General features: G+C 71.9%; 19 protein-coding genes. 10 read left to right on the forward strand and 9 right to left on the reverse strand.

The window, feature by feature from the left end; translation table 11 throughout:
* Positions 1-13 precede the first annotated feature (13 nt).
* The gene (locus ACZ6B1_RS08215; RefSeq protein ID WP_468776130.1) at positions 14-457 is read left to right on the forward strand and encodes an ATP-binding protein; all 444 of its coding nucleotides are present in this window, start codon (positions 14-16) and stop codon (positions 455-457) included.
* Between the two features lie 30 nt (positions 458-487).
* On the opposite strand, the gene argS is transcribed toward ACZ6B1_RS08215, so the two are convergent.
* Positions 488-2251 (reverse strand): arginine--tRNA ligase, encoded by a 1764-nt coding sequence (gene argS, locus ACZ6B1_RS08220; protein ID WP_468776132.1) that lies wholly within the window; start codon positions 2249-2251, stop codon positions 488-490.
* Between the two features lie 140 nt (positions 2252-2391).
* On the opposite strand from argS, the gene lysS reads away from it, so the two are divergent.
* Positions 2392-4131 carry a lysine--tRNA ligase gene (gene lysS, locus ACZ6B1_RS08225; RefSeq protein WP_468776134.1) on the forward strand — a complete coding sequence of 580 codons (1740 nt, stop codon included), beginning with the start codon at positions 2392-2394 and terminating at the stop codon, positions 4129-4131.
* Positions 4132-4197: 66 nt separating this feature from the next.
* Here lysS and ACZ6B1_RS08230 read toward each other — a convergent pair whose 3' ends face one another.
* The 3 genes from ACZ6B1_RS08230 to ACZ6B1_RS08240 all read right to left on the reverse strand — a co-directional run bounded on the left by ACZ6B1_RS08230 (position 4198) and on the right by ACZ6B1_RS08240 (position 7424).
* Positions 4198-5454, reverse strand: a complete 1257-nt coding sequence (locus ACZ6B1_RS08230) for a DUF2637 domain-containing protein (RefSeq protein ID WP_468776136.1) — start codon at positions 5452-5454, stop codon at positions 4198-4200.
* Between the two features lie 99 nt (positions 5455-5553).
* Positions 5554-6456 carry a DUF3558 family protein gene (locus ACZ6B1_RS08235; RefSeq protein ID WP_468776138.1) on the reverse strand — a complete coding sequence of 301 codons (903 nt, stop codon included), beginning with the start codon at positions 6454-6456 and terminating at the stop codon, positions 5554-5556.
* 128 nt (positions 6457-6584) lie between these two features.
* Positions 6585-7424: a DUF3558 domain-containing protein gene (locus ACZ6B1_RS08240; protein WP_468776140.1), complete on the reverse strand. Its 840-nt coding sequence runs from the start codon at positions 7422-7424 to the stop codon at positions 6585-6587.
* A 217-nt stretch (positions 7425-7641) separates the two neighbouring features.
* On the opposite strand from ACZ6B1_RS08240, the gene ACZ6B1_RS08245 reads away from it, so the two are divergent.
* A complete protein-coding gene (locus tag ACZ6B1_RS08245) occupies positions 7642-8835 on the forward strand; it encodes an RtcB family protein (RefSeq protein WP_468776142.1) in 1194 nt (397 codons plus the stop codon).
* Between the two features lie 29 nt (positions 8836-8864).
* On the opposite strand, the gene ACZ6B1_RS08250 is transcribed toward ACZ6B1_RS08245, so the two are convergent.
* The 4 genes from ACZ6B1_RS08250 to ACZ6B1_RS08265 form a co-directional block, all read right to left on the reverse strand.
* The gene (locus tag ACZ6B1_RS08250; RefSeq protein ID WP_468776144.1) at positions 8865-10490 is read right to left on the reverse strand and encodes an alpha/beta hydrolase; all 1626 of its coding nucleotides are present in this window, start codon (positions 10488-10490) and stop codon (positions 8865-8867) included.
* A gap of 148 nt (positions 10491-10638) precedes the next feature.
* Positions 10639-10785 carry a hypothetical protein gene (locus ACZ6B1_RS08255; RefSeq protein ID WP_358928494.1) on the reverse strand — a complete coding sequence of 49 codons (147 nt, stop codon included), beginning with the start codon at positions 10783-10785 and terminating at the stop codon, positions 10639-10641.
* The gene (locus tag ACZ6B1_RS08260) at positions 10785-11561 is read right to left on the reverse strand and encodes an SDR family NAD(P)-dependent oxidoreductase (RefSeq protein WP_468776145.1); all 777 of its coding nucleotides are present in this window, start codon (positions 11559-11561) and stop codon (positions 10785-10787) included. Before ACZ6B1_RS08260 ends, ACZ6B1_RS08255 begins: the two co-directional genes overlap by 1 nt.
* A 52-nt stretch (positions 11562-11613) precedes the next feature.
* Positions 11614-11952, reverse strand: a complete 339-nt coding sequence (locus tag ACZ6B1_RS08265) for a YnfA family protein (RefSeq protein ID WP_468776147.1) — start codon at positions 11950-11952, stop codon at positions 11614-11616.
* A 114-nt stretch (positions 11953-12066) separates the two neighbouring features.
* Between ACZ6B1_RS08265 and ACZ6B1_RS08270 the strand changes: the two genes are divergently transcribed.
* The 7 genes from ACZ6B1_RS08270 to ACZ6B1_RS08300 all read left to right on the forward strand — a co-directional run bounded on the left by ACZ6B1_RS08270 (position 12067) and on the right by ACZ6B1_RS08300 (position 17784).
* Complete coding sequence (locus ACZ6B1_RS08270; protein ID WP_468776149.1) at positions 12067-12537, forward strand: hypothetical protein; 471 nt, start codon at positions 12067-12069, stop codon at positions 12535-12537.
* Positions 12538-12644: 107 nt separating this feature from the next.
* Positions 12645-13124 carry a MarR family transcriptional regulator gene (locus tag ACZ6B1_RS08275; RefSeq protein ID WP_468776151.1) on the forward strand — a complete coding sequence of 160 codons (480 nt, stop codon included), beginning with the start codon at positions 12645-12647 and terminating at the stop codon, positions 13122-13124.
* Between the two features lie 97 nt (positions 13125-13221).
* The gene (locus ACZ6B1_RS08280; protein WP_468776153.1) at positions 13222-14307 is read left to right on the forward strand and encodes an LLM class flavin-dependent oxidoreductase; all 1086 of its coding nucleotides are present in this window, start codon (positions 13222-13224) and stop codon (positions 14305-14307) included.
* Positions 14308-14315: 8 nt separating this feature from the next.
* The gene (locus ACZ6B1_RS08285) at positions 14316-14912 is read left to right on the forward strand and encodes an FMN reductase (protein ID WP_468777439.1); all 597 of its coding nucleotides are present in this window, start codon (positions 14316-14318) and stop codon (positions 14910-14912) included.
* Positions 14913-15009: 97 nt separating this feature from the next.
* A complete protein-coding gene (locus ACZ6B1_RS08290) occupies positions 15010-15744 on the forward strand; it encodes a response regulator transcription factor (RefSeq protein WP_468776155.1) in 735 nt (244 codons plus the stop codon).
* On the forward strand, positions 15744-17174 hold the full coding sequence (locus tag ACZ6B1_RS08295; RefSeq protein WP_468776157.1) for a sensor histidine kinase: 1431 nt from the start codon (positions 15744-15746) through the stop codon (positions 17172-17174). The genes ACZ6B1_RS08290 and ACZ6B1_RS08295 overlap by 1 nt, the downstream gene beginning before the upstream one ends.
* 28 nt (positions 17175-17202) lie before the next feature.
* Positions 17203-17784: a GNAT family N-acetyltransferase gene (locus tag ACZ6B1_RS08300; protein ID WP_468776159.1), complete on the forward strand. Its 582-nt coding sequence runs from the start codon at positions 17203-17205 to the stop codon at positions 17782-17784.
* Here the strand turns inward: ACZ6B1_RS08300 and ACZ6B1_RS08305 are convergent.
* Entirely contained in the window at positions 17753-19531 is a 1779-nt protein-coding gene (locus tag ACZ6B1_RS08305) for a phosphatidylglycerol lysyltransferase domain-containing protein (protein ID WP_468776161.1), read from the reverse strand. The two genes, ACZ6B1_RS08300 and ACZ6B1_RS08305, sit on opposite strands and share 32 nt — an antisense overlap.
* Between the last annotated feature and the right edge of the window lie 90 nt (positions 19532-19621).

The raw sequence follows: 19621 nt of genomic DNA on the forward strand, positions 1-19621 counted from the left end.
CGATCTTCGTCCCGTGAACGCACAGACCGAACTTGCCTACCAGCGTGACCAGTTCTACGGCCGGAGCCGCCGCTCGGTGCCCGCCGCCAGACGGTTCACCGAGTGGTCGCTGACCTACTGGGGGCTCGCCGGATGGCCGCGGGCGGAGGACGTGACGCTCTGCGTGAGCGAGCTGGCGACGAACGCGCTGGTGCACGGGGTACCGCCGGGACGGGGCTTCCTGCTGCGGCTGCGGTATGACGGGGCGCTCGTACGGGCCGAGGTGCACGACAGCGGGGCCGGTGCGCCGCGCGTCGTGGAGGAGGCCGGGGGAGAGCAGGACGAAGGCGGGCGTGGACTGCTGCTGGTATCCGCCCTGGCCGACAAGTGGGGCGTCGGTATGCGGGCCCCGGGGAAGCTGGTGTGGTGCGAGTTCGCCACGGCCGGTAAACCGGACGGCGGCCCGTCCTCGCGGTGAGGACAGGCCGCCGTGGCGCGGGCGTCGCCGTCAGAGCTTCTCGGGCGTCCTGATGCCCAGCAGGGCCATGCCCTGGTGCAGGGTGCGGGCCGTCACGTCGCACAGGAAGAGGCGGTTCTCCACCAGTTGCGGCGTCTCGGCCTTCAGCACCGGGCACTTGTCGTAGAACGACGTGTAGTGCGACGCGAGCTGGTACAGGTACGCGGCCAGCTTGTGCGGGGCGTACTCCGCGGCCGCCTCGCGCACCGTCTCCGCGAACGCGTCCACGTGCAGGCCCAGCGCGCGCTCGGCCTCCGCCAGTTCCAGCTCGGGGTGCGCCGCCGGGCGGACCTCGCCGGCCTTGCGCAGGATGGACTGGATACGGGCGTACGCGTACTGCAGGTACACGCTGGTGTCGCCGTTGAGCGAGACCATCTGGTCCAGGTCGAACTTGTAGTCCCGGATCGCCGACGTGGACAGGTCCGCGTACTTCACCGCGCCGATGCCCACCTGGGTGCCGCGCTCGGCGATCTCCCGCTCGGAGAGGTCCTGGGCCTTCTCGCGGACCACGGCCGACGCGCGCTCGATCGCCTCGTCCAGCAGGTCGACCAGGCGGACCGTCTCGCCCTCACGCGTCTTGAACGGCTTGCCGTCCTTGCCGAGGACCGTGCCGAACGCGAGCTGCTGCGCGTTGACGTCCTCGTTGAGCCAGCCGGCCCGGCGGGCGGTCTCGAAGACCATCCGGAAGTGCAGGGCCTGGCGGGCGTCGACGACGTACAGCAGCGTGTCCGCCTTCAGGTTGAACACGCGGTCGCGGATCGCGGAGAGGTCGGTCGCCGCGTAGCCGTAGCCGCCGTCCGACTTCTGCACGATCAGCGGGACCGGGTTGCCGTCCGGGCCCTTGATGTCGTCGAAGAAGACGCACAGCGCGCCCTCGGAGCGGACCGCGACGCCGGACTCCTCCAGGAGCCGGCAGGTCTCCGCGAGCATGTCGTTGTAGCCGGACTCGCCGACGATGTCGGGGTCGCGGATCTCCATGTCCAGCTTCTCGAAGACGGAGAAGAAGTAGATCTTCGACTCGTCCACGAACTTCTGCCACATGGCGAGGGTCTTCGGGTCGCCCGCCTGGAGGTCGACCACCCGGCGCCGGGCCCGCGTCTTGAACTCCTCGTCGGAGTCGAACAGCCTGCGCGCGGCCTTGTAGAGGCGGTCGAGGTTCGACATCGCCTCCTCGCCGGTCACCTGGGCGTCCTTGTGGTCCAGCTCGTGCGGGTGCTCGTCCAGGTACTGGATGAGCATGCCGAACTGGGTGCCCCAGTCGCCGATGTGGTGGCGCCGGACCACGTTCTCGCCGGTGAACTCCAGGAGCTGGACGACCGCGTCGCCGATCACCGCGGAGCGCAGATGGCCGACGTGCATCTCCTTCGCCACGTTCGGCTGGGCGTAGTCGATCACCGTCGTGCCGGGGTTCACGGCGTGCGGCACGCCGAGGCGGCCGGCGTCGTCCGCGTACCGCGCGGCCAGGTTCGCGGTGATCGCCCGGTCGGAGACCGTGATGTTCAGGAAGCCGGGTCCGGAGACCTCGATGTCCTTGATCACGTCACCCGACTCGACCCCGGCGACGACCTGGGTCGCCAGCTCCCGCGGATTGGCCTTGGCCTTCTTGGCGAGCGCCAGGATGCCGTTGGCCTGGAAGTCCGCCCGGTCGCTTCGTCGCAGCAGCGGGTCCGCGTCGGCGGCCTCCGGCAGGGTGGCCGAGAGGGCGGACGCGAGGCGCTGCTGGACGGAATCGCTGAGGGACGTGACCGAGGCCATAGGAAGGGGTGCCGTTCTCCTCGTGGGGATGGATAGACCCGGTCAGTATCCCATGGGGGGCAAAGGGGTTTTCCCGGTCGCGAAACGGTCTGGGAGAATGAGACGGTCACCCCGTCCAAGAAGCGTTCAGAAAGAAGGACGTGCCGATCGTGGCTCAGAGCACCGAGACCGCCGACTGGGTCTCCCGTTTCGCCGATGACGTCATCGAGGAGTCGGAGCGACGGGCCCCCGGCAAACCGGTGGTCGTCGCGTCCGGTCTTTCCCCGTCCGGCCCGATCCACCTCGGCAACCTGCGCGAGGTCATGACCCCGCACCTGGTCGCCGACGAGATCCGCCGCCGCGGCCACCAGGTCCGGCACCTGATCTCCTGGGACGACTACGACCGGTACCGCAAGGTGCCGGAGGGCATCGCGGGCGTCGACAAGTCCTGGGCCGAGCACATCGGCAAGCCGCTGACCTCGGTTCCGGCGCCGAAGGGGTCGGCGTACCCGAACTGGGCGGAGCACTTCAAGGCCGCGATGATCGCCTCGCTGGCCGAGCTGGGCGTGGAGTTCGACGGGATCAGCCAGACGGAGCAGTACACCTCCGGCGTCTACCGCGAGCAGATCCTGCACGCCATGAAGCACCGCGGCGACATCGACGCGATCCTCGCCCAGTACCGCACCAAGAAGGCCCCGGCCAAGAAGCAGCAGAAGCCGGTGGACGAGGCGGAGCTGGAGGCCGAGGAGGGCTCGGGCGCCGCCGCCGAGGACGACGGCAGCTCCGGCGCCGCCGGCTACTTCCCGTACAAGCCGTACTGCGGCAACTGCGAGAAGGACCTGACGACCGTCACCTCCTACGACGACGACAGCACCGAGCTGGCGTACACCTGCACCGCCTGCGGCTTCACCGAGACGGTCCGGCTGAGCGAGTTCAACCGCGGCAAGCTCGTCTGGAAGGTCGACTGGCCGATGCGCTGGGCGTACGAGGGCGTGGTCTTCGAGCCGAGCGGCGTCGACCACTCGTCACCCGGGTCCAGCTTCCAGGTGGGCGGGCAGATCGTCGGGATCTTCGGCGGCAAGCAGCCCATCGGCCCGATGTACGCCTTCGTCGGCATCTCCGGCATGGCGAAGATGTCGTCCTCGCGCGGTGGCGTGCCCACCCCGGCCGACGCGCTGCAGATCATGGAGCCGCAGATCCTGCGCTGGCTTTACGCCCGGCGCCGGCCGAACCAGTCCTTCAAGATCGCCTTCGACCAGGAGATCCAGCGGCTCTACGACGAGTGGGACAAGCTGGCGGCCAAGGTCGCCGACGGTTCCGCGCTGCCGGGCGACGTCGCCGCGTACACCCGGGCCGTGGGCACGGCCGCCGCCGAGCTGCCGCGGACCGCGCGTCCGCTGCCGTACCGCACGCTCGCGTCCGTCGCCGACATCACCGCCGGGCACGAGGACCAGGCGCTGCGCATCCTCAGCGAGCTGGACCCCGAGCAGCCGCTGGGCTCGCTGGACGAGGCGCGGCCCCGGTACGACAAGGCGGAGGCGTGGATCAACACCCACGTCCCGGCCGACCAGCGCACCATCGTCCGCGACGAGCCCGACGCCGAGCTGCTGAAGTCCCTCGACGAGGCCTCCCAGCAGTCGGTGCGGCTGCTGCTCGACGGGCTCGCCGAGCACTGGTCGCTGGACGGCCTGACCCACCTCGTCTACGGCGTGCCCAAGGTGCAGGCCGGGTTCGCGGCCGACGCCACGCCCAAGGAACTGCCGCCGGAGATCAAGACGGCCCAGCGGTCGTTCTTCGCCCTGCTGTACCACCTGCTGGTCGGCCGGGACACCGGGCCGCGACTGCCCACTCTGCTGCTCGCCGTGGGCCAGGAGCGGGTGCGGGCCCTGCTCGGCGAGTAGGCGAAGCGGACACAGAAGAGGGGCCCTCGTCAGAGGGCCCCTCTTCTGTGTCCTCGTGCGCCGCCGTCAGGCGATGTGATCCTCTTCCATCTCCGCCGTGTGGCGCTGCTGGAAGCGTTCCGCGAGATCCTTCAGGGTGCTGGGGCTCAGCGTGTTGCCGTACGTCGCCTCGATGTTGTCACCGAGCACGCGGGGCGTGGGGTAGCTGCCGTCGATCGACTGGCGGAAGACCTGGTAGTACGCGTCCTCGTCCGGCTCCGGGGGGCCGCCGCCCTCGCCGAGCTCGCGGGTGCGGTTGGGGCCCACCGGGATCGGGAAGCTGCCGGTCTCCTCGGGGGAGGGCTGCTGGAACTGCTCCACCGGCTGCTCGTCGTACCAGCCCTCGTACTCCTCCTCCGGGACGTACTGGGGGTCCGGGACGGGGTTGTACGCGGGGTCGTAGCCGCCGTGGTAGTCCACCTCGCGCGGAGTCTGGAACCAGGGGCTCTCCTCGTCCACGGGGGGCTCGGGGTGCCGCTGCCCGGGAGGTCCCGGCTGCTGCGGCACGGGTGCCGCCACGGCGGCACGGCCGCCCGCGGCCGCGGAGGCGGGAGCGGTGGCGTCGGGAGCGGTCAACTGCGGCTGCGGCTGGGGCTGCGGAGTCGCCGGTATGAGCAGCGGTTCGATGCCCGCCGCCGCCAGGCCCGCCGGGGCCGTCTCCGCGAGGGGGACGCCGTAGCGGGCCAGCCGCAGCGGCATCAGGGACTCGACCGGGGCCTTGCGGCGCCAGGCACGGCCGAAGCGGGAGCGCAGCCGGGCCTGGTACACCAGGCGCTCCTGCTCCAGCTTGATCACCTGGTCGTAGGAGCGCAGCTCCCACAGCTTCATGCGGCGCCACAGCAGGAACGTGGGCAGCGGGGAGAGCAGCCAGCGGGTGATGCGGACGCCCTCCATGTGCTTGTCCGCCGTGATGTCCGCGATCCGGCCGATGGCGTGCCGGGCCGCCTCCACGGCGACCACGAACAGGATCGGGATCACCGCGTGCATGCCCGTGCCCAGCGGATCCGGCCAGGCGGCGGCGCCGTTGAAGGCGATCGTCGCCGCCGTCAGCAGCCACGCCGTCTGGCGCAGCAGCGGGAAGGGGATGCGGATCCAGGTCAGCAGCAGGTCCAGGGCGAGCAGGACGCAGATACCCGCGTCGATGCCGATCGGGAACACATAGGAGAAGTTCCCGAAGCCCTTCTTGAGAGCCAGCTCACGGACTGCCGCGTAGGAACCGGCGAAGCCGATGCCGGCGATGATCAGCGCGCCGGACACGACCACGCCGACGAGTATGCGGTGCATCCGAGTCAGCTGCATTGGCGCGGCCACTCGTAATCCCCTCCCATTGCGTGTTGTTGCGCGCAACAGAGTGGCACACGTGTGCGGCGCACGTGACCCGGGTCAGTCCTTCTTCGCGGCCGACTTGGACGGAGAAGCGCTGGATGAGGGTGACTTGGACGCCTGCTTCGAGGGCGACTTCGAGGCGGACCTGGACGGCGACGCGGTCCCGCCCGAGGACGCGCCGGAACCGGAGCCTCCGTTGTTGGCGGCCGAGACGGACGCGACGGCCTCCTTGACGGCCTTCTGCGCGTCCTTCGCCAGGTCGTCCGCGCTCGGGGTCTTCTCGCCCGCGAGGCCGGCGCCGTTGTAGTCGAGCGTGACGACGACGTTCTCGACCCGGGCGACCACCGTCTGCTGCTTGAAGGTGCCCTCCTTCTTCTTCAGGTCGTAGCGCACCAACGTCGCCTCGGCGCCCGTCCCGGCGACCGGCTCCGTCCTGGTGTTCTTCGCGCCGGAGACGCTCTTGGCGTCCTCGACCTGCTGAGTGAGGTAGGCGTGCGCCTGCTCGTCACCGGAGCCCCGGCCGGCATCCGAGTCGAAGCGCAGCATGGAGACGTTCAGCCAGCGGAACTGCGAGCCCTTGACCCCGTTGTTGTCCAGGCTGTTCCAGGAGCAGGAGGAGCGGGTGGCGGTGTCGTCGCTGCTGCCCTCCTTGCCCGACTTGGCGCCCTTGGGGACCAGATCGGTCAGGGTCTTCTTCGACAGCGCAGCGCACGGCTCGGGGAGCTTGTGGTAGGCGGCGGGCCGCACGCTCGGGGACGCGCTCGCCGACGGCGTCGCCGAACCGCTGCCGGCCGTCGGTCCCGCGCTCTCGCCGCCCTTGTCCGTGGAGTCGCCGGAGTCCGAGGAGCAGGCGGCGGTGATCAGCACCGCGGGAACGGCCGCTGCGCAGACAAGGGCGCGGCGCAGACGCTTGGCTCGCTGGTCATGGGCACGGTCGTTTCGCTGAGCTGCTCGCTGCATGGTTCCTTCACTCGTGACACTCGGTGTTCGTGCGGGTTCCTGCGGGCCCCCACGGTACGCGGTGAAGGAGCTGTGCGGTTTCCCTTCGCGCGCTTCGCGGGCGGTACCTCAGCGGCCCGCGGGGGCCGTCATCCGCCCAGCGCGTCGGCCAGTTGGGAGGCCAGGTTCCGGGCCCTGTCCTGCAGTTCCTTGCTGTCCGGGACCGCTCCCGTCGCCATCGGCTGCTCCTCGTACTCGATGGTGACGACGACGTTGGACGTGCGGAACACCACAGTCACCGTCCGCTGTTCGGCCGTCGAGCCGGAGGTGTTGAGCTGGTCGTCCAGATACGCCTCGTCACCGAGATCGGGCAGCACCCGGGGCTGCAGCTCGGCCGGCGGTGCGCCGGCGGCGCCGGAGGAGGACTCCGGGGCGGACCCGGAGGGGGACTCCGAGGCGGACGGGGAGGCGTCGTCGCCCGTGCTCGCCGTGGGGGTGGGAGTCGTCGGGGTGGCGGTGGGGGAGGCGGGGGCGCTCGGCTCGGGCAGGTCGGCCGCCGTCTGCTGTTCCAGGAACAGCTTCTGCGCCTGGTCGTCGTCGCTGACCGCGTTGTCGTACGACACGACGCGCTCGAAGTCGACCGCGAGCCGGTCGGTGGCGGCGCCGGACGACGCCTTCCAACGGCAGCCCACCTTGCGGTCGGTGTTGTAGGTGAGCGTCGCCTCGCCCTGGTAGGCCTTCTCCCGCTGGTCCTGGTCGGCGATCTGCGCGATGCCGGGCAGCAGGCTGTCGAGCGCGTCGTGGTCCACCGCCCCGCACGGCTCGGGGAGGCTGCGGTACTTGCCGGGCTGGGCGGCGGGCGTGGCCGTACCGGCGTTGCCCGGGTTGGCGTCGTCGGTGGGGCCGCTGTCCCCCGAACCGCTCGTGCAGCCGGCCAGCAGCGCCACGAGGAGGGCGGCGGTGCCGGTCACATACGCCTTCCGCTGCACGGTCGGGCTCCTCTCGACGGGTCTCTGCTCGCTTGGGTGATCCAGTGTCCCCGCTGGTTATTCGCTTGCCGCCGCGGGGCGCTCACTGGAGACAATGTGTACCGCACGCACTGCCGTGAACGACGGCCCTCTGTCCTTTTTCGTAGACCTTGTTGCCGCTTTTGCGTTTTGCTGTTCTTAAGACTTTTGTTGTCGTTTCCGGGGGAATGAGGAACCCATGTCGTACGTGGAGATGCCGGGCGCGAAGGTGCCGATCCGGATGTGGACCGATCCGGCGACGGTGGAGGACGTGGCCCTGCGCCAGCTCCAGAACGTCGCCACCCTGCCGTGGATCAAGGGCCTGGCCGTGATGCCGGACGTCCACTACGGCAAGGGCGCGACCGTCGGCTCGGTCATCGCGATGCAGGGCGCGGTGTGCCCGGCCGCGGTGGGCGTGGACATCGGGTGCGGGATGTCGGCGGTGCGGACCTCGCTGACCGCGAACGACCTGCCGGGCGACCTGTCCCGGCTGCGGTCGAAGATCGAGCAGGCGATCCCGGTGGGGCGGGGGATGCACGACGAGCCCGTGGAGCCGGGGCGATTCCACGGACTCGCCACCGCGGGCTGGGACGAGTTCTGGGGGAGGTTCGAAGGGATCGCGGAGGCGGTGCGGTTCCGGCAGGAGCGAGCGGTCAAGCAGATGGGAACGCTCGGCGGAGGCAACCACTATGTCGAACTTCTACTCGATTCGGGCGGTGCCGTCTGGCTGACGCTGCACTCGGGCTCTCGCAACATCGGCAAGGAACTCGCCGAGTACCACATCGGCGTGGCCCAGCGGCTGTCGCACAACCAGGGCCTGGTCGACCGTGACCTCGCCGTCTTCGTCTCGGACACCCCGCAGATGGCGGCGTACCGCAACGACCTGTTCTGGGCGCAGGAGTACGCGAAGTACAACCGCACGCTGATGATGGCGCTGCTGAAGGACGTGGTCCGCAAGGAGTTCAAGAAGGCGAAGCCGGTCTTCGAGCCGGAGATCTCCTGCCACCACAACTACGTGGCGGAGGAGCGGTACGAGGGCATGGACCTGCTGGTCACCCGCAAGGGCGCGATCCGGGCCGGCTCCGGCGAGTACGGGATCATCCCGGGCTCGATGGGCACCAGTTCTTACATCGTCGAAGGCCTCGGCAACGAGCAGGCCTTCAACTCCGCCTCGCACGGGGCCGGCCGGCGTATGAGCCGCAATGCCGCCAAGCGGCATTTCACCGTGGGGGATCTGGAGGCGCAGACGAAGGGCGTGGAGTGCCGTAAGGATTCCGGCGTGCTGGACGAGATTCCGGGCGCCTACAAGAACATCGACCAGGTCATGGAGCAGCAGCGCGACCTTGTCCGAGTCGTCGCGAAGCTCAAGCAGTTCCTGTGCGTGAAGGGCTGATTGTTTGAGGCTGGGCCACTGACGCCCGATCAGGAGCGGCCGCGGGCCAGTCCTCCGCCGCCCGTGGCGATGGCGCCGACCGGGGTGGGGACGGGGAACGGGGCCGTGTCCTGTCGGCAGGTCGTGCCGGCCGGGGGGAGCGTGCCGTCGATCAGGTAGCGGCTCTCGTACCGGGCGACGCAGGCGCTGGGGTTGTCCAGCGCGGTGTGGCCGTAGCCGTCGACGGTGAGCAGCCGGGCGTCGGCCAGTTCGCCGGCCAGGGCCCGCGCGCCCGCGTAGGGGGTGGCGGGGTCGTAGCGGGTGCCGACCAGCAGCAGCGGGTGGGCCGTCGGGCGGTTCCAGGGGCCGCTGTAGCGGTCGGCCGCGACGGCCGGCCAGGGGGCGCAGCCCGCGGCGGCCCAGGCCCAGACGCGTCCGGCGTCGCCCGCCCTGGCGGCGGCCCGCTTCTCCAGCGCGGGGTAGGCGCCGGGGTCACGCGGATTGGGGCTCTCTCCGCAGAGCACCGCGGCGGCCTGCTCGTCGCCCAGGTACGGGTCCGGGTGCGGGACCGGCGGCGCCGCCGGGCGCTGCGCCTGCTCCGGGGTCCGGCCCTGCCAGAGGCGCTGCAGGGCGCGGGCGATGTCGGTCCATCCGGGATCGACGACGTAGAGGCCGCTCACCACCGCCGCGGCGGTGAGGCCGTAGGTCCAGTCGCCCACGGGGTGCGTCCGCAGCCGCCGCATCAGCTCGTCGAACTTCGCCCGGGTGGCCTGCGCGCCGCCCGCGGAGAAGGCGCAGCGGGCGGTGGTGGTGCTCCCGCACAGGGTGAGGAAGCGTTCCAGGACCTCCGCCGCGCTGCGGTCCGAACCCAGCCGCAGGAACGTCGTGAGCGGGGCGTCGCCGAGGGCGCCGTCCGCGTACGCCCGTGCGTCGACGTTGCTGTCGAGGGCCATGGCGCGGACCCTGCCGGGGAAGAGGTTGGCGTAGGTGGCGCCCAGGAACGTGCCGTAGGAGACGCCGAGGTAGGTCAGCCGCGGTTCGCCCACCGACTGCCGGAGCAGGTCGAGGTCGCGGGCGGAGTCCGTGGTGGACACATGGCGCAGCAGTTCGGGGTCGCGCCGCTCGCAGCGCCGGGCCAGGTCGCGGTAGGCGGCGAACGTGTCCGCCTGCTCCTTCGTGCCCACCGGTACGCCGACCGGTTTGCCCGCCGTCCACGCGGTGGCCTCCTGCCGGGTGGCGAAGCAGTCGACCGCGGTGCTGCTGCCCACGCCGCGCGGGTCCCAGCTCACGACGTCGAACCGCTCCCGCACCTCACGCGGGAAGAGCTCGTAGGTCTGCGGCATCTGCACGGTGCCGGGGCCGCCGGGCCCGCCGGGGTTGAAGAACAGGGTGCCGACGCGCCGTCCGGTGCCGGTGGCCCGGTGCCGGATGACGGCCAGTTCGACGGTGCGGCCGCGGGGGTCGTCGTAGTCCAGCGGCACCGTCGCGTTCGCGCAGTCGAAGGGGCTGCCGGGGACGCAGGGCTGCCAGTCCAGGCGCGGGACGGGCACCGTGGGGGCCGGCGGTCCGCCGGCCACCGCGTGGTCCGTTCCGGTCAGGACCGTCGAACAGGCGACCATCACCGCGACGACCGCGGTCCAGCATCTGCGCCCCGGTATGACCCCGGCCGTGTCCATGCCGTCTCCCTTCACGGCCGGGCGTCCGGTGGCGCTCACGCGACGGACTCCGGACGCCGGCGGCCGTCCGGTCCACGACATCGCGAGGCGCGGGGGTGGGCCAGCCGGCCGCGTCCGAATGGCGGAAACCGGGAAGGGCGGGCGCGGGCTACTTCGCGTGGCGCACAGCGTAGATCATGACGAACGCCACGAAGTGGATGCCGAAGAGGAAGTAGGCGAGGAAGTACCAGACCTGGCGTTCGTTCCTCGTCTCCTCGGCCAGGCGGCGCTTCTCCAGGGAGTCCTCGTCGGGCATCACGACTCCCTGTGGACCTTGGTGTTGGACGCCTGGGCGCGCGGGCGCAGCACGAGGAGGTCGACGTTGACGTGGCTGGGGCGGGTGACCGCCCAGGTGATCGTCTCCGCCACGTCGTCGGCGGTGAGGGGTTCGGCCACGCCCTCGTAGACCTTCGCCGCCCGGTCGGTGTCGCCGCCGAAGCGGGTCAGCGCGAACTCCTCGGTCTTCACCATGCCGGGTGCGATCTCCACGACGCGGACCGGCTTGCCGACGATCTCCAGGCGGAGGGTCTCGGCGAGGACGTGGGCGCCGTGCTTGGCGGCGACATAGCCCGCGCCCCCCTCGTAGGTGCCGTGGCCGGCGGTGGAGGACACCACGACCACCACTCCGTCGCCGCTCGCCTCCAGCCTGGGCAGCAGCGCCTGGGTGACGTTGAGGGTGCCGATGACGTTCGTCTCGTACATCGTGCGCCAGTCGGCCGGGTCGCCACTGGCCACCGGGTCGGCGCCGAGGGCACCGCCGGCGTTGTTGACCAGGACGCCGATCGTCCGGAAGGCCGAGGCGAACTCGTCGACGGCCGCGCGGTCGGTGACGTCGAGCTGGTAGGCGGCGGCCGAGTGGCCGGCCGTGTTCAGCTCCTCGGCCAGCGCCTCGATGCGGTCCTTGCGGCGGGCGGTGAGGACTACGCGGTAGCCGGCCCGGGCGAGCTGCCGGGCGGTGGCGGCGCCGATACCGCTGCTCGCACCGGTGACGACGGCGATGCGGGAGGCGGCGGACGGGGCGGCGGTGGCCATGGGCTGCTCCTGGGACTGCGTCGGGTCGGTTCCGTCCAGCGTAGGTGAGCCCTCAGGCGCCGTTCCGGGGCGCCCACATGATGACCGCCATCCCGGCCAGGCAGATCAGCGCGCCGGTGATGTCCCAGCGGTCGGGGCGGTAGCCGTCGGCGACCACGCCCCACAGGATCGAGCCGGCCACGAAGATCCCGCCGTAGGCGGCGAGGATGCGGCCGAAGTGGGCGTCGGGCTGGAAGGTGGCGACGAAGCCGTAGGCGCCGAGGGCGAGGACGCCGCCGGTGATCCAGAGCCAGCCGCGGTGTTCGCGTACCCCCTGCCAGACCAGCCAGGCTCCGCCGATCTCGAACAGGGCGGCGACGACGAAGAGGGCGGCGGAGCGGAGGACCTGCATGACGGCAGCTTCGCACGCGGCTGTGGTGTCACCTGTTGGAGGGCGCCTGCCGGGCCGTTCGCGTGGCATACATCCGTAACGCGGACACGGACGGCAAGCGCGAGGTGGGACGGCATGCGGATGAGGTCGTGGGTGCTGGGTGCGTGCGGTGCACTGGTGGTGGCCGGGGGCGGGGCCGGGCCGGCCGGGGCGGTCCCGGAGCCCGAGGCCGATCTGGCGCTGCACGGGAGCGCCGTGATGACCGGGGACCGGGTGGAGGTCTCCCTCACCCCGCGCAACGGTGGGCCCGCCGCGACGCCGGACGCGAGCGTGCGTCTGCGCTGGTCGGTGCCGCTGGCAGAGGTCCAGCGGCTGCCCCAGGGGTGCGCGAGGACGGACGAGCGGACGGTGGTGTGCGGGATCGGCGCGCTGGAGGTGGACGCGGCGGGGGAGCGGCTCACGGTGGCGGTGCGGCTGAAGGAGCAGCCGGCCGAGGTGACGCTGGAGGTGGACACCGCCTGGCTCGGCGGCGCCGTCGACCGGGACCGGACGAACGACCGGCTGAAGGTGCTGGTCCTCGACACCGGGGACGCGTACGCCTTCTGACACGGCCGGGGCGCTCGCCTGCCGGTACCGGGGAGGCGTTCGCCTGCCGGGCGTCCGGATCCGTGGTCGTACGATCACTGCACCACGCGGACGAAGGGGAGTGCGGCATGGCCGGGAAGGGGACCGGGCGGTCCGGGCTGCTGGCGGAGCTGTCCGTGGTGTCCCGGCGGTACATGGCCTCATACGCCCTGTTCAACCAGGCCGTGGCGGACCGGATCGGGCTGCACCCCACGGATCTGCAGTGCCTGAACCTGCTCACGCTGGAGGAGGCGCCGGTCACCACGGGCCGGGTCGCGGAGCTGACGGGACTGACGACGGGTTCGGCGACCCGGCTGGTGGACCGCCTGGAGCGGGCGGGCTACGTGGTGCGGCGGCGGGACGAGGTGGACCGGCGGCGGGTGCTGGTGGCGACGGTGCCGGAGCGGATCGCCGAGTTCGGGCGGCTGTGGGACTCGCTGGCCGGTGACTGGTTCTCCCTCTTCGACGAGCTGGACGACAGCGAGCTGGCGGTGATCGTGCGGCACATGGAGCGCACGGTGGACTTCGGCTGGGAGCAGATCGCCCGGCTGCGCGAGCGGCGCGGCTGAGCCGGCCCGGGGGGCGGCGGGGGGGGGGGGGGAATAGCGGCGGGGCGGGGACCGTTCCAGGGCTATAGTTGAACAGTAAACAACCTGGAGGGTGGCCATGCAGTTCGGGATCTTCACCGTCGGCGACGTCACGCCGGACCCCACCACGGGGCGGACGCCGACCGAGCGCGAGCGGATCAAGGCCATGGTCGCCATCGCGCTCAAGGCCGAGGAGGTCGGGCTCGACGTCTTCGCCACCGGCGAGCACCACAACCCGCCGTTCGTGCCCTCGTCCCCGACGACGATGCTCGGCTACATAGCCGCGCGGACCGAGCGGCTCGTCCTCTCCACCTCCACCACCCTGATCACCACCAACGACCCGGTGAAGATCGCGGAGGACTTCGCGATGCTGCAGCACCTGGCCGACGGGCGCGTGGACCTGATGATGGGGCGCGGCAACACCGGGCCGGTGTACCCGTGGTTCGGGAAGGACATCCGCCAGGGCATCGACCTCGCCATCGAGAACTACGCCCTGCTGCACCGGCTGTGGCGCGAGGACGTCGTCGACTGGGAGGGCAAGTTCCGCACCCCGCTGCAGGGCTTCACCTCCACCCCGCGGCCCCTGGACGGCGTGCCGCCGTTCGTCTGGCACGGTTCGATCCGCTCGCCGGAGATCGCCGAACAGGCCGCGTACTACGGCGACGGCTTCTTCCACAACAACATCTTCTGGCCCGCGGACCACACCAGGCGGATGGTCGAGCTGTACCGGAAGCGGTACGCCCACTACGGGCACGGCACGCCCGAGCAGGCGATCGTCGGGCTCGGCGGCCAGGTGTTCATGCGCCGCAACTCGCAGGACGCGGTACGGGAGTTCCGGCCGTACTTCGACAACGCGCCGGTGTACGGGCACGGTCCGTCGCTGGAGGACTTCACCGAGCAGACCCCGCTGACGGTGGGCTCGCCGCAGCAGGTGATCGAGAAGACGCTGTCCTTCCGCGAGTACGCCGGGGACTACCAGCGCCAGCTCTTCCTGATGGACCACGCGGGACTCCCGCTGAAGACGGTCCTGGAGCAGCTCGACCTGCTGGGCGAGGAGGTCGTGCCCGTGCTGCGCGAGGAGTTCGCGAAGGGGCGCCCGGCGAACGTGCCGGAGGCGCCGACCCACCAGACCCTGCTCACCGCGAAGGAGGCGGCCACCGTATGAACGACTCCCTGAAGCTCGTCGTGGTGTCGGCGGGACTGGGCGTGCCCTCCTCGACCCGGCTGCTGGCCGACCGGCTGGCCGCGGCGGTGGAACGGCGCGGGCCGGTGGACGTCCAGGTCGTCGAGGTGCGGGACCTCGCGGTCGAGATCGCGCACAACTTCACCAACGGGTTCGCCGGGAAGGCCCTGGCCGCCGCGCAGGACGCGGTGGCGGGGGCCGACGGGCTGATCGTCGTCACGCCGGTGTTCAGCGCCTCGTACAGCGGGCTGTTCAAGTCCTTCTTCGACGTGCTGGACAAGGACGCGCTGACCGGCAAGCCGGTGCTGATCGCCGCCACCGGGGGCACCGGCCGGCACTCCCTGGTGCTGGAACACGCGCTGCGGCCGCTGTTCGCCTACCTGCGGGCCGTGGTGGTGCCCACCGGTGTCTACGCCGCCTCGGAGGACTGGGGAGCCGAGGGGCTGGCCGAGCGGATCGAGCGGGCCGCGGGGGAGCTGGCCGGCCTCATGGCGGGGCTGTCCGCGGCCGGGGCGGCGCCCGTAGGCGGGCCGCGGGTCGTGCCGTTCGAGGAGCAGCTCGCACGGCTCGGCGCCGCCGGCGCCTGACACGGCCGCCGCCGTGACGGTGAGAGCGCGGTAAAAAGGGTGATCGTCGGCCCGCCCGGCCCGGCCGAACCGCCCGAGGCCTTGGCAGACTGGGGACGTGCCCCAGACTGTGCTGCTCGCCGAAGACGACCGTGCCATCCGTCATGCCCTCGAGCGTGCCCTGACGCTCGAGGGCTACGAGGTGACGGCCGTCGCCGACGGGGTCGAGGCGCTGGCCCAGGCGCACCGGACCCCGCCGGACGTCCTGGTGCTGGACGTGATGATGCCGGGCATCGACGGGCTCCAGGTCTGCCGGGTGCTGCGGGCCGAGGGCGACAGCACCCCGATCCTCATGCTCACCGCCCTGGTGGAGACCGCCGACCGCATCGCCGGTCTGGACGCAGGCGCCGACGACTACGTGGTCAAGCCGTTCGACGTGGAGGAGGTCTTCGCCCGGCTGCGGGCGCTGCTGCGCCGCACCAGTCCGGTGCCGGCGGGCGGGGCAGGCGCGACGCCCGCCGGTGACGGCGGCCGGGACGCGCAGGCCGCCGACCGGCAGGTGGGCGCCGCGAACATCCGGATGGACCTGCAGGCCCGCCGCGCCTGGCGGGGCGGGCGCGAGCTGGAGCTCACCCGCACCGAGTTCGAGCTGCTGGAACTGCTGGTCCGCAACGCCGGGATCGTGCTCGACCACTCCACCATCTACGACCGGATCTGGGGCTACGACTTCGGCCCCGGCTCCAAGAACCTGGCCGTCTACGTCGGCTATCTGCGCCGCAAGCTGGACGAGCCCGGCGCCCCGCAGCTGATCCACACCGTACGGGGCGTGGGTTACGTGCTGCGGGAGGACTAGTGGGCCGCGGCCGGCGGCCCGGGGCCGGGCCCCGGCCCAGGCTGGTCTCCCTGCGGACCACCTTCGCGGTGTCCTTCGCGGCCGTCACCGCCGCCGTGACGATCCTCGTCGGCATCCTGTCCTACAGCTCCGCCGCACGCCTGGTCCGGGTCGACCAGCAGTCGGTGTTCACACAGGTCGTGTCCGACGTGCGGGACGAGGTGCGGCAGCACGAGATGGTCCCGGAGGACTTCTCCTCCTCCCGGCCCGGCCACGATCTGGTCCGGCCGGCCCGGACCGATGTGCAGGTGCTGGGCGCACGGGGTGAGATCGTCGACCACGGCAGCCCGGTGCTGCCGGTCACCGCCCGGGACCGGGCCGTGTCCGGGGCGCGGACGGCCGGCCGGGTGGTCGAGCACAAGGACGTCCGGGTCGGTGAGGACCTGTTCCGCATCGCCACCGTCTCGCTCGGCGACGGCAAGGGCGCGGTGCAGGTCGCCCAGGAGTTCAGCGACACCGAGGACCTGCTGCGGGCGCTGCAGCAGCGGACGCTGATCCTGATGTCGGCGGTCGTGGTCGCCGCGGGCCTGTTCGGCTGGTGGCTGGCCCGCCGGATCACCCGGCGCCTGATCGTCCTCACCTCCGCCGCCGAGGACGTGGCCCGCACCCGCCGGCTGGGCATCGAGGTGCCCGTCGCCGGGCTGGACGAGGTGGGCCGGCTCGGCCGCGCCTTCGACCGCATGCTGGGCCGCCTCGCCCAGTCCGAGGAGGACCAGCGGCGGCTGGTCCAGGACGCGGGGCACGAGCTGCGGACGCCGCTCACCTCCCTGCGTACGAACATCTCGCTGCTGCGCAGGATCGACGAGCTGCCGCCCGCCGCCCGGGAGGAACTCGTCGCCGACCTCGGCCAGGAGGCCCGGGAACTGACCGACCTGGTAAACGAGCTGGTCGACCTCGCGGCCGGGCAGTCCGACAGCGAGCCGCCGCAGCAGGTGGACCTGGCCGACATCGCCGAGGACGTGCTGGGGCTGGCCAAGCGCCGTACCGGCCGGGAGATCGTGCTGCGCGTGAGCGGCGACACGCGCACCGACGGGCGGCCCGGGATGCTCCAGCGGGCGCTGTCCAACCTGGTCGAGAACGCGGCCAAGTTCGACCGGGGCGGCCAGGAGCCGATCGAGATCGCCGTCACCGGTCCGGCGCGCCCGGGGACGGTCCGGGTCGAGGTGCTCGACCGGGGGCCCGGGATCGCCGAGGGCGACCTGATCCGTATCTTCGACCGCTTCTACCGGGCCGCCGACGCGCGGTCCCTGCCGGGGTCGGGCCTGGGCCTGTCCATCGTCCGTGAGGTCGCCATGGCCCACGGCGGGGCGCCGTTCGCCTACCGGCGGGAGGGCGGCGGAGCGGTCATCGGGTTCACCGTCGGGGGCGGGATCGTGGGGGACGGTGCGTGAGGGCTCCCGGGTGTATACGTTGCCCGTCATGCCTGAACTCGGTTCCGCAGCCTGGCCACCAGCCCCGATCCGCACCGAGCGGCTCGTGCTCCGCGAGCCCGAGGCCCGGGACCGTGCGGCGATCATCGACCTCTTCAGCTCGCCGGAGGTGGGCGCCCACATCGGTGGCCCCCGGCCGCGTGACGAGCTCGAGCGCCAGATGCCCGAGACGCCCGAGAGCCGCCCCGGCCGATTCGTGGTCGAGCTCGACGGAGCGATGATCGGCACCGTCGAACTCAACCGGCGTGACGCGGAGCACCGCAGCCGCGTGGGTCCGGACGCCGGGGAGGCGGAACTCGGCTACATGTTCCTGCCGCGGGCATGGGGCCGCGGCTACGCCGCCGAGGCGTGCGCGGCGGCGCTCGGCTGGTTCGCCGGCGCGCTTCCCGGCGAGCCGGTGGTGGTCTGCACCCAGACCGCCAACGACCGCTCGATGCGCCTCGCGGCGAAGCTGGGGTTCGCCGAGGTGCTGCGGTTCGAGGAGTGGGGCGCCGAGCAGTGGATGGGCGTGTGGTCCCCGGGCGACGGGCCCGGCGGCGCTACGGCCGGCCCCTCAGCACCGGCAGGGTGAGGAAGCCCTCCGCGCGGGCGCTGGCCAGGCCGATGCGGGGGATGTCGCTGCTCTTGGCGAACAGCAGGAAGCGGGGTTCCCACAGCGGGCGGTACTTGGCGTTGGCGCGGTAGAGGGACTCGATCTGCCACCAGCGGGAGAAGAAGGTGAGGACCGAGCGCCACAGGCGCAGCACCGGGCCGGCGCCGAGGCGGGAGCCGCGTTCGAAGACCGAGCGGAACATGGCGAAGTTCAGGGACACCCGCTGGATGCCCGACTCCTCGGCGCGCAGCAGGAGTTCCACCACCATGAACTCCATCAGGCCGTTCTCGCAGGCGCGGTCCCGGCGCATCAGGTCCAGCGACAGGCCGTGTCCGCCCCAGGGGACGAAGCTGAGCAGGGCCCGGGGGACACCGTCCGCGTCACGGCACTCCAGCATCACGCAGCGGCCGTCACCGGGGTCGCCGAGGCGGCCGAGGGCCATGGAGAAGCCGCGCTCGGTGGTGCCGTCGCGCCAGTGGTCGGCTCGGTCGACGAGGAGGGCCATCTCGTCGTCGGGGATGTCCTCGTGACGGCGGACACGGACGGTGTAACCGGCCCGGAGGACCCGTTTGTGGGCCTGACGGACCGCCCGCATGGCGCGGCCCTCCAGGGTGAAGTCGGCCAGCTCGACGATCGCCTCGTCACCCAGTTCGAGGGCGTCCATGCCGTGCCGGGAGTAGACGGTGCCCGCGTCCTCGCTCGCGCCCATGACGGCCGGGGTCCAGGCGTGCCGGCGGGCCTCGGCGAGCCAGGCGTCGATGGCGCCGGGCCAGGCCTCGGGGTCGCCGATGGGGTCGCCGGAGGCCAGGCTGACCCCGCCGACGACGCGGTAGGTGACGGCCGCCTTGCCGCTCGGCGAGAAGATGGCGGCCTTGTCCCGGCGCAGCGCGAAGTAGCCGAGGGAGTCGCGTTCGCCGTGCCTGTCGAGCAGCGCGCGCAGCCGCCGCTCGTCCTCCGCGCCGAGCAGGCACGCGCCGCGCGGGGAGCGGAAGCAGGCGTAGAGGACGAGGAGGAAGGTCGCGGCCATCAGGAGGTTGACGGTCATGTCCGCCCAGCGGGGGGAGTCCACGGTGTCGACGCGGTCGGCGAGCGGGCCGACGCTGATGCCGCGCAGCAGGGTGTAGGAGATCTCGTCCTTGAGGGTGGCGCCGGGGATCCGGTTCGTCTCGCGCACCAGCAGCGTGCCCAGCGTGGCCCCGACCAGGGCGCCGCCGGTGCCGACGGCGAGGGCGAGGCGCGGGTTGGAGCGGTCGCCGATGGCGTCGAACTCGCGCCTGCCGAGCAGCAGGGCGGCCACGAAGAGGCCGGTGAGGGCGGCGGAAAGCCAGTTGAAGACGTGCTCGCGGTACGGGGCGCGGGTGAGCGCGAGGACGTAGAGGCAGAAGAGCGGGCCGGCGAGGAGGAGGTTGAAGACCCAGGCCGCTCGTTTGCGGCGGCGCATCACCGCCGCGAGGAAGAGGGCGAGGAACGCCGAGACCAGGCCGGCGGTGGCCAGGTAGGGGGTGAAGAACGAGCCGACGTTGTGCTCGTGCACCTCCTCGCGGAAGGGCAGGGAGAGCACCGCGAGGATGTTGAGCGCGGCCTGCAGCCGCAGGTACCAGACGGTGGCCGCCGCCGCCCGCTTCCTCAGCCGGCCGTCACCGGCCGGCGGGGCGGGGGAACCGGGGCGGGGGGCGTGCTGGGCGGGAGCCTGTGGGGCGGCCGGGCTCGGCTGTCGTGCGGGCATGGTGACGGGCACCTTGGGGGAGGGGACGGGGCGACGCCGACCCTACAGCTCGTAGGGTAACGCGCGTGCAAAGGTGCGCACATGCGGTGC

The organism is Streptomyces sp. NPDC041129, assembly GCF_055592265.1.

What these genes read in the sequence shown, in the direction of transcription:
- ACZ6B1_RS08235 (WP_468776138.1), bottom strand. Translation starts at nt 6,456, where the DNA reads ATGCAGCGAGCAGCTCAGCGAAACGACCGTGCCCATGACCAGCGAGCC.
- ACZ6B1_RS08230 (WP_468776136.1), bottom strand. Translation starts at nt 5,454, where the DNA reads ATGCACCGCATACTCGTCGGCGTGGTCGTGTCCGGCGCGCTGATCATC.
- ACZ6B1_RS08245 (WP_468776142.1), top strand. Translation starts at nt 7,642, where the DNA reads ATGTCGTACGTGGAGATGCCGGGCGCGAAGGTGCCGATCCGGATGTGG.
- ACZ6B1_RS08250 (WP_468776144.1), bottom strand. Translation starts at nt 10,490, where the DNA reads ATGGACACGGCCGGGGTCATACCGGGGCGCAGATGCTGGACCGCGGTC.
- ACZ6B1_RS08265 (WP_468776147.1), bottom strand. Translation starts at nt 11,952, where the DNA reads ATGCAGGTCCTCCGCTCCGCCGCCCTCTTCGTCGTCGCCGCCCTGTTC.
- ACZ6B1_RS08280 (WP_468776153.1), top strand. Translation starts at nt 13,222, where the DNA reads ATGCAGTTCGGGATCTTCACCGTCGGCGACGTCACGCCGGACCCCACC.
- argS (WP_468776132.1), bottom strand. Translation starts at nt 2,251, where the DNA reads ATGGCCTCGGTCACGTCCCTCAGCGATTCCGTCCAGCAGCGCCTCGCG.
- ACZ6B1_RS08305 (WP_468776161.1), bottom strand. Translation starts at nt 19,531, where the DNA reads ATGCCCGCACGACAGCCGAGCCCGGCCGCCCCACAGGCTCCCGCCCAG.
- ACZ6B1_RS08300 (WP_468776159.1), top strand. Translation starts at nt 17,203, where the DNA reads ATGCCTGAACTCGGTTCCGCAGCCTGGCCACCAGCCCCGATCCGCACC.
- ACZ6B1_RS08255 (WP_358928494.1), bottom strand. Translation starts at nt 10,785, where the DNA reads ATGCCCGACGAGGACTCCCTGGAGAAGCGCCGCCTGGCCGAGGAGACG.
- ACZ6B1_RS08275 (WP_468776151.1), top strand. Translation starts at nt 12,645, where the DNA reads ATGGCCGGGAAGGGGACCGGGCGGTCCGGGCTGCTGGCGGAGCTGTCC.
- ACZ6B1_RS08270 (WP_468776149.1), top strand. Translation starts at nt 12,067, where the DNA reads ATGCGGATGAGGTCGTGGGTGCTGGGTGCGTGCGGTGCACTGGTGGTG.
- ACZ6B1_RS08260 (WP_468776145.1), bottom strand. Translation starts at nt 11,561, where the DNA reads ATGGCCACCGCCGCCCCGTCCGCCGCCTCCCGCATCGCCGTCGTCACC.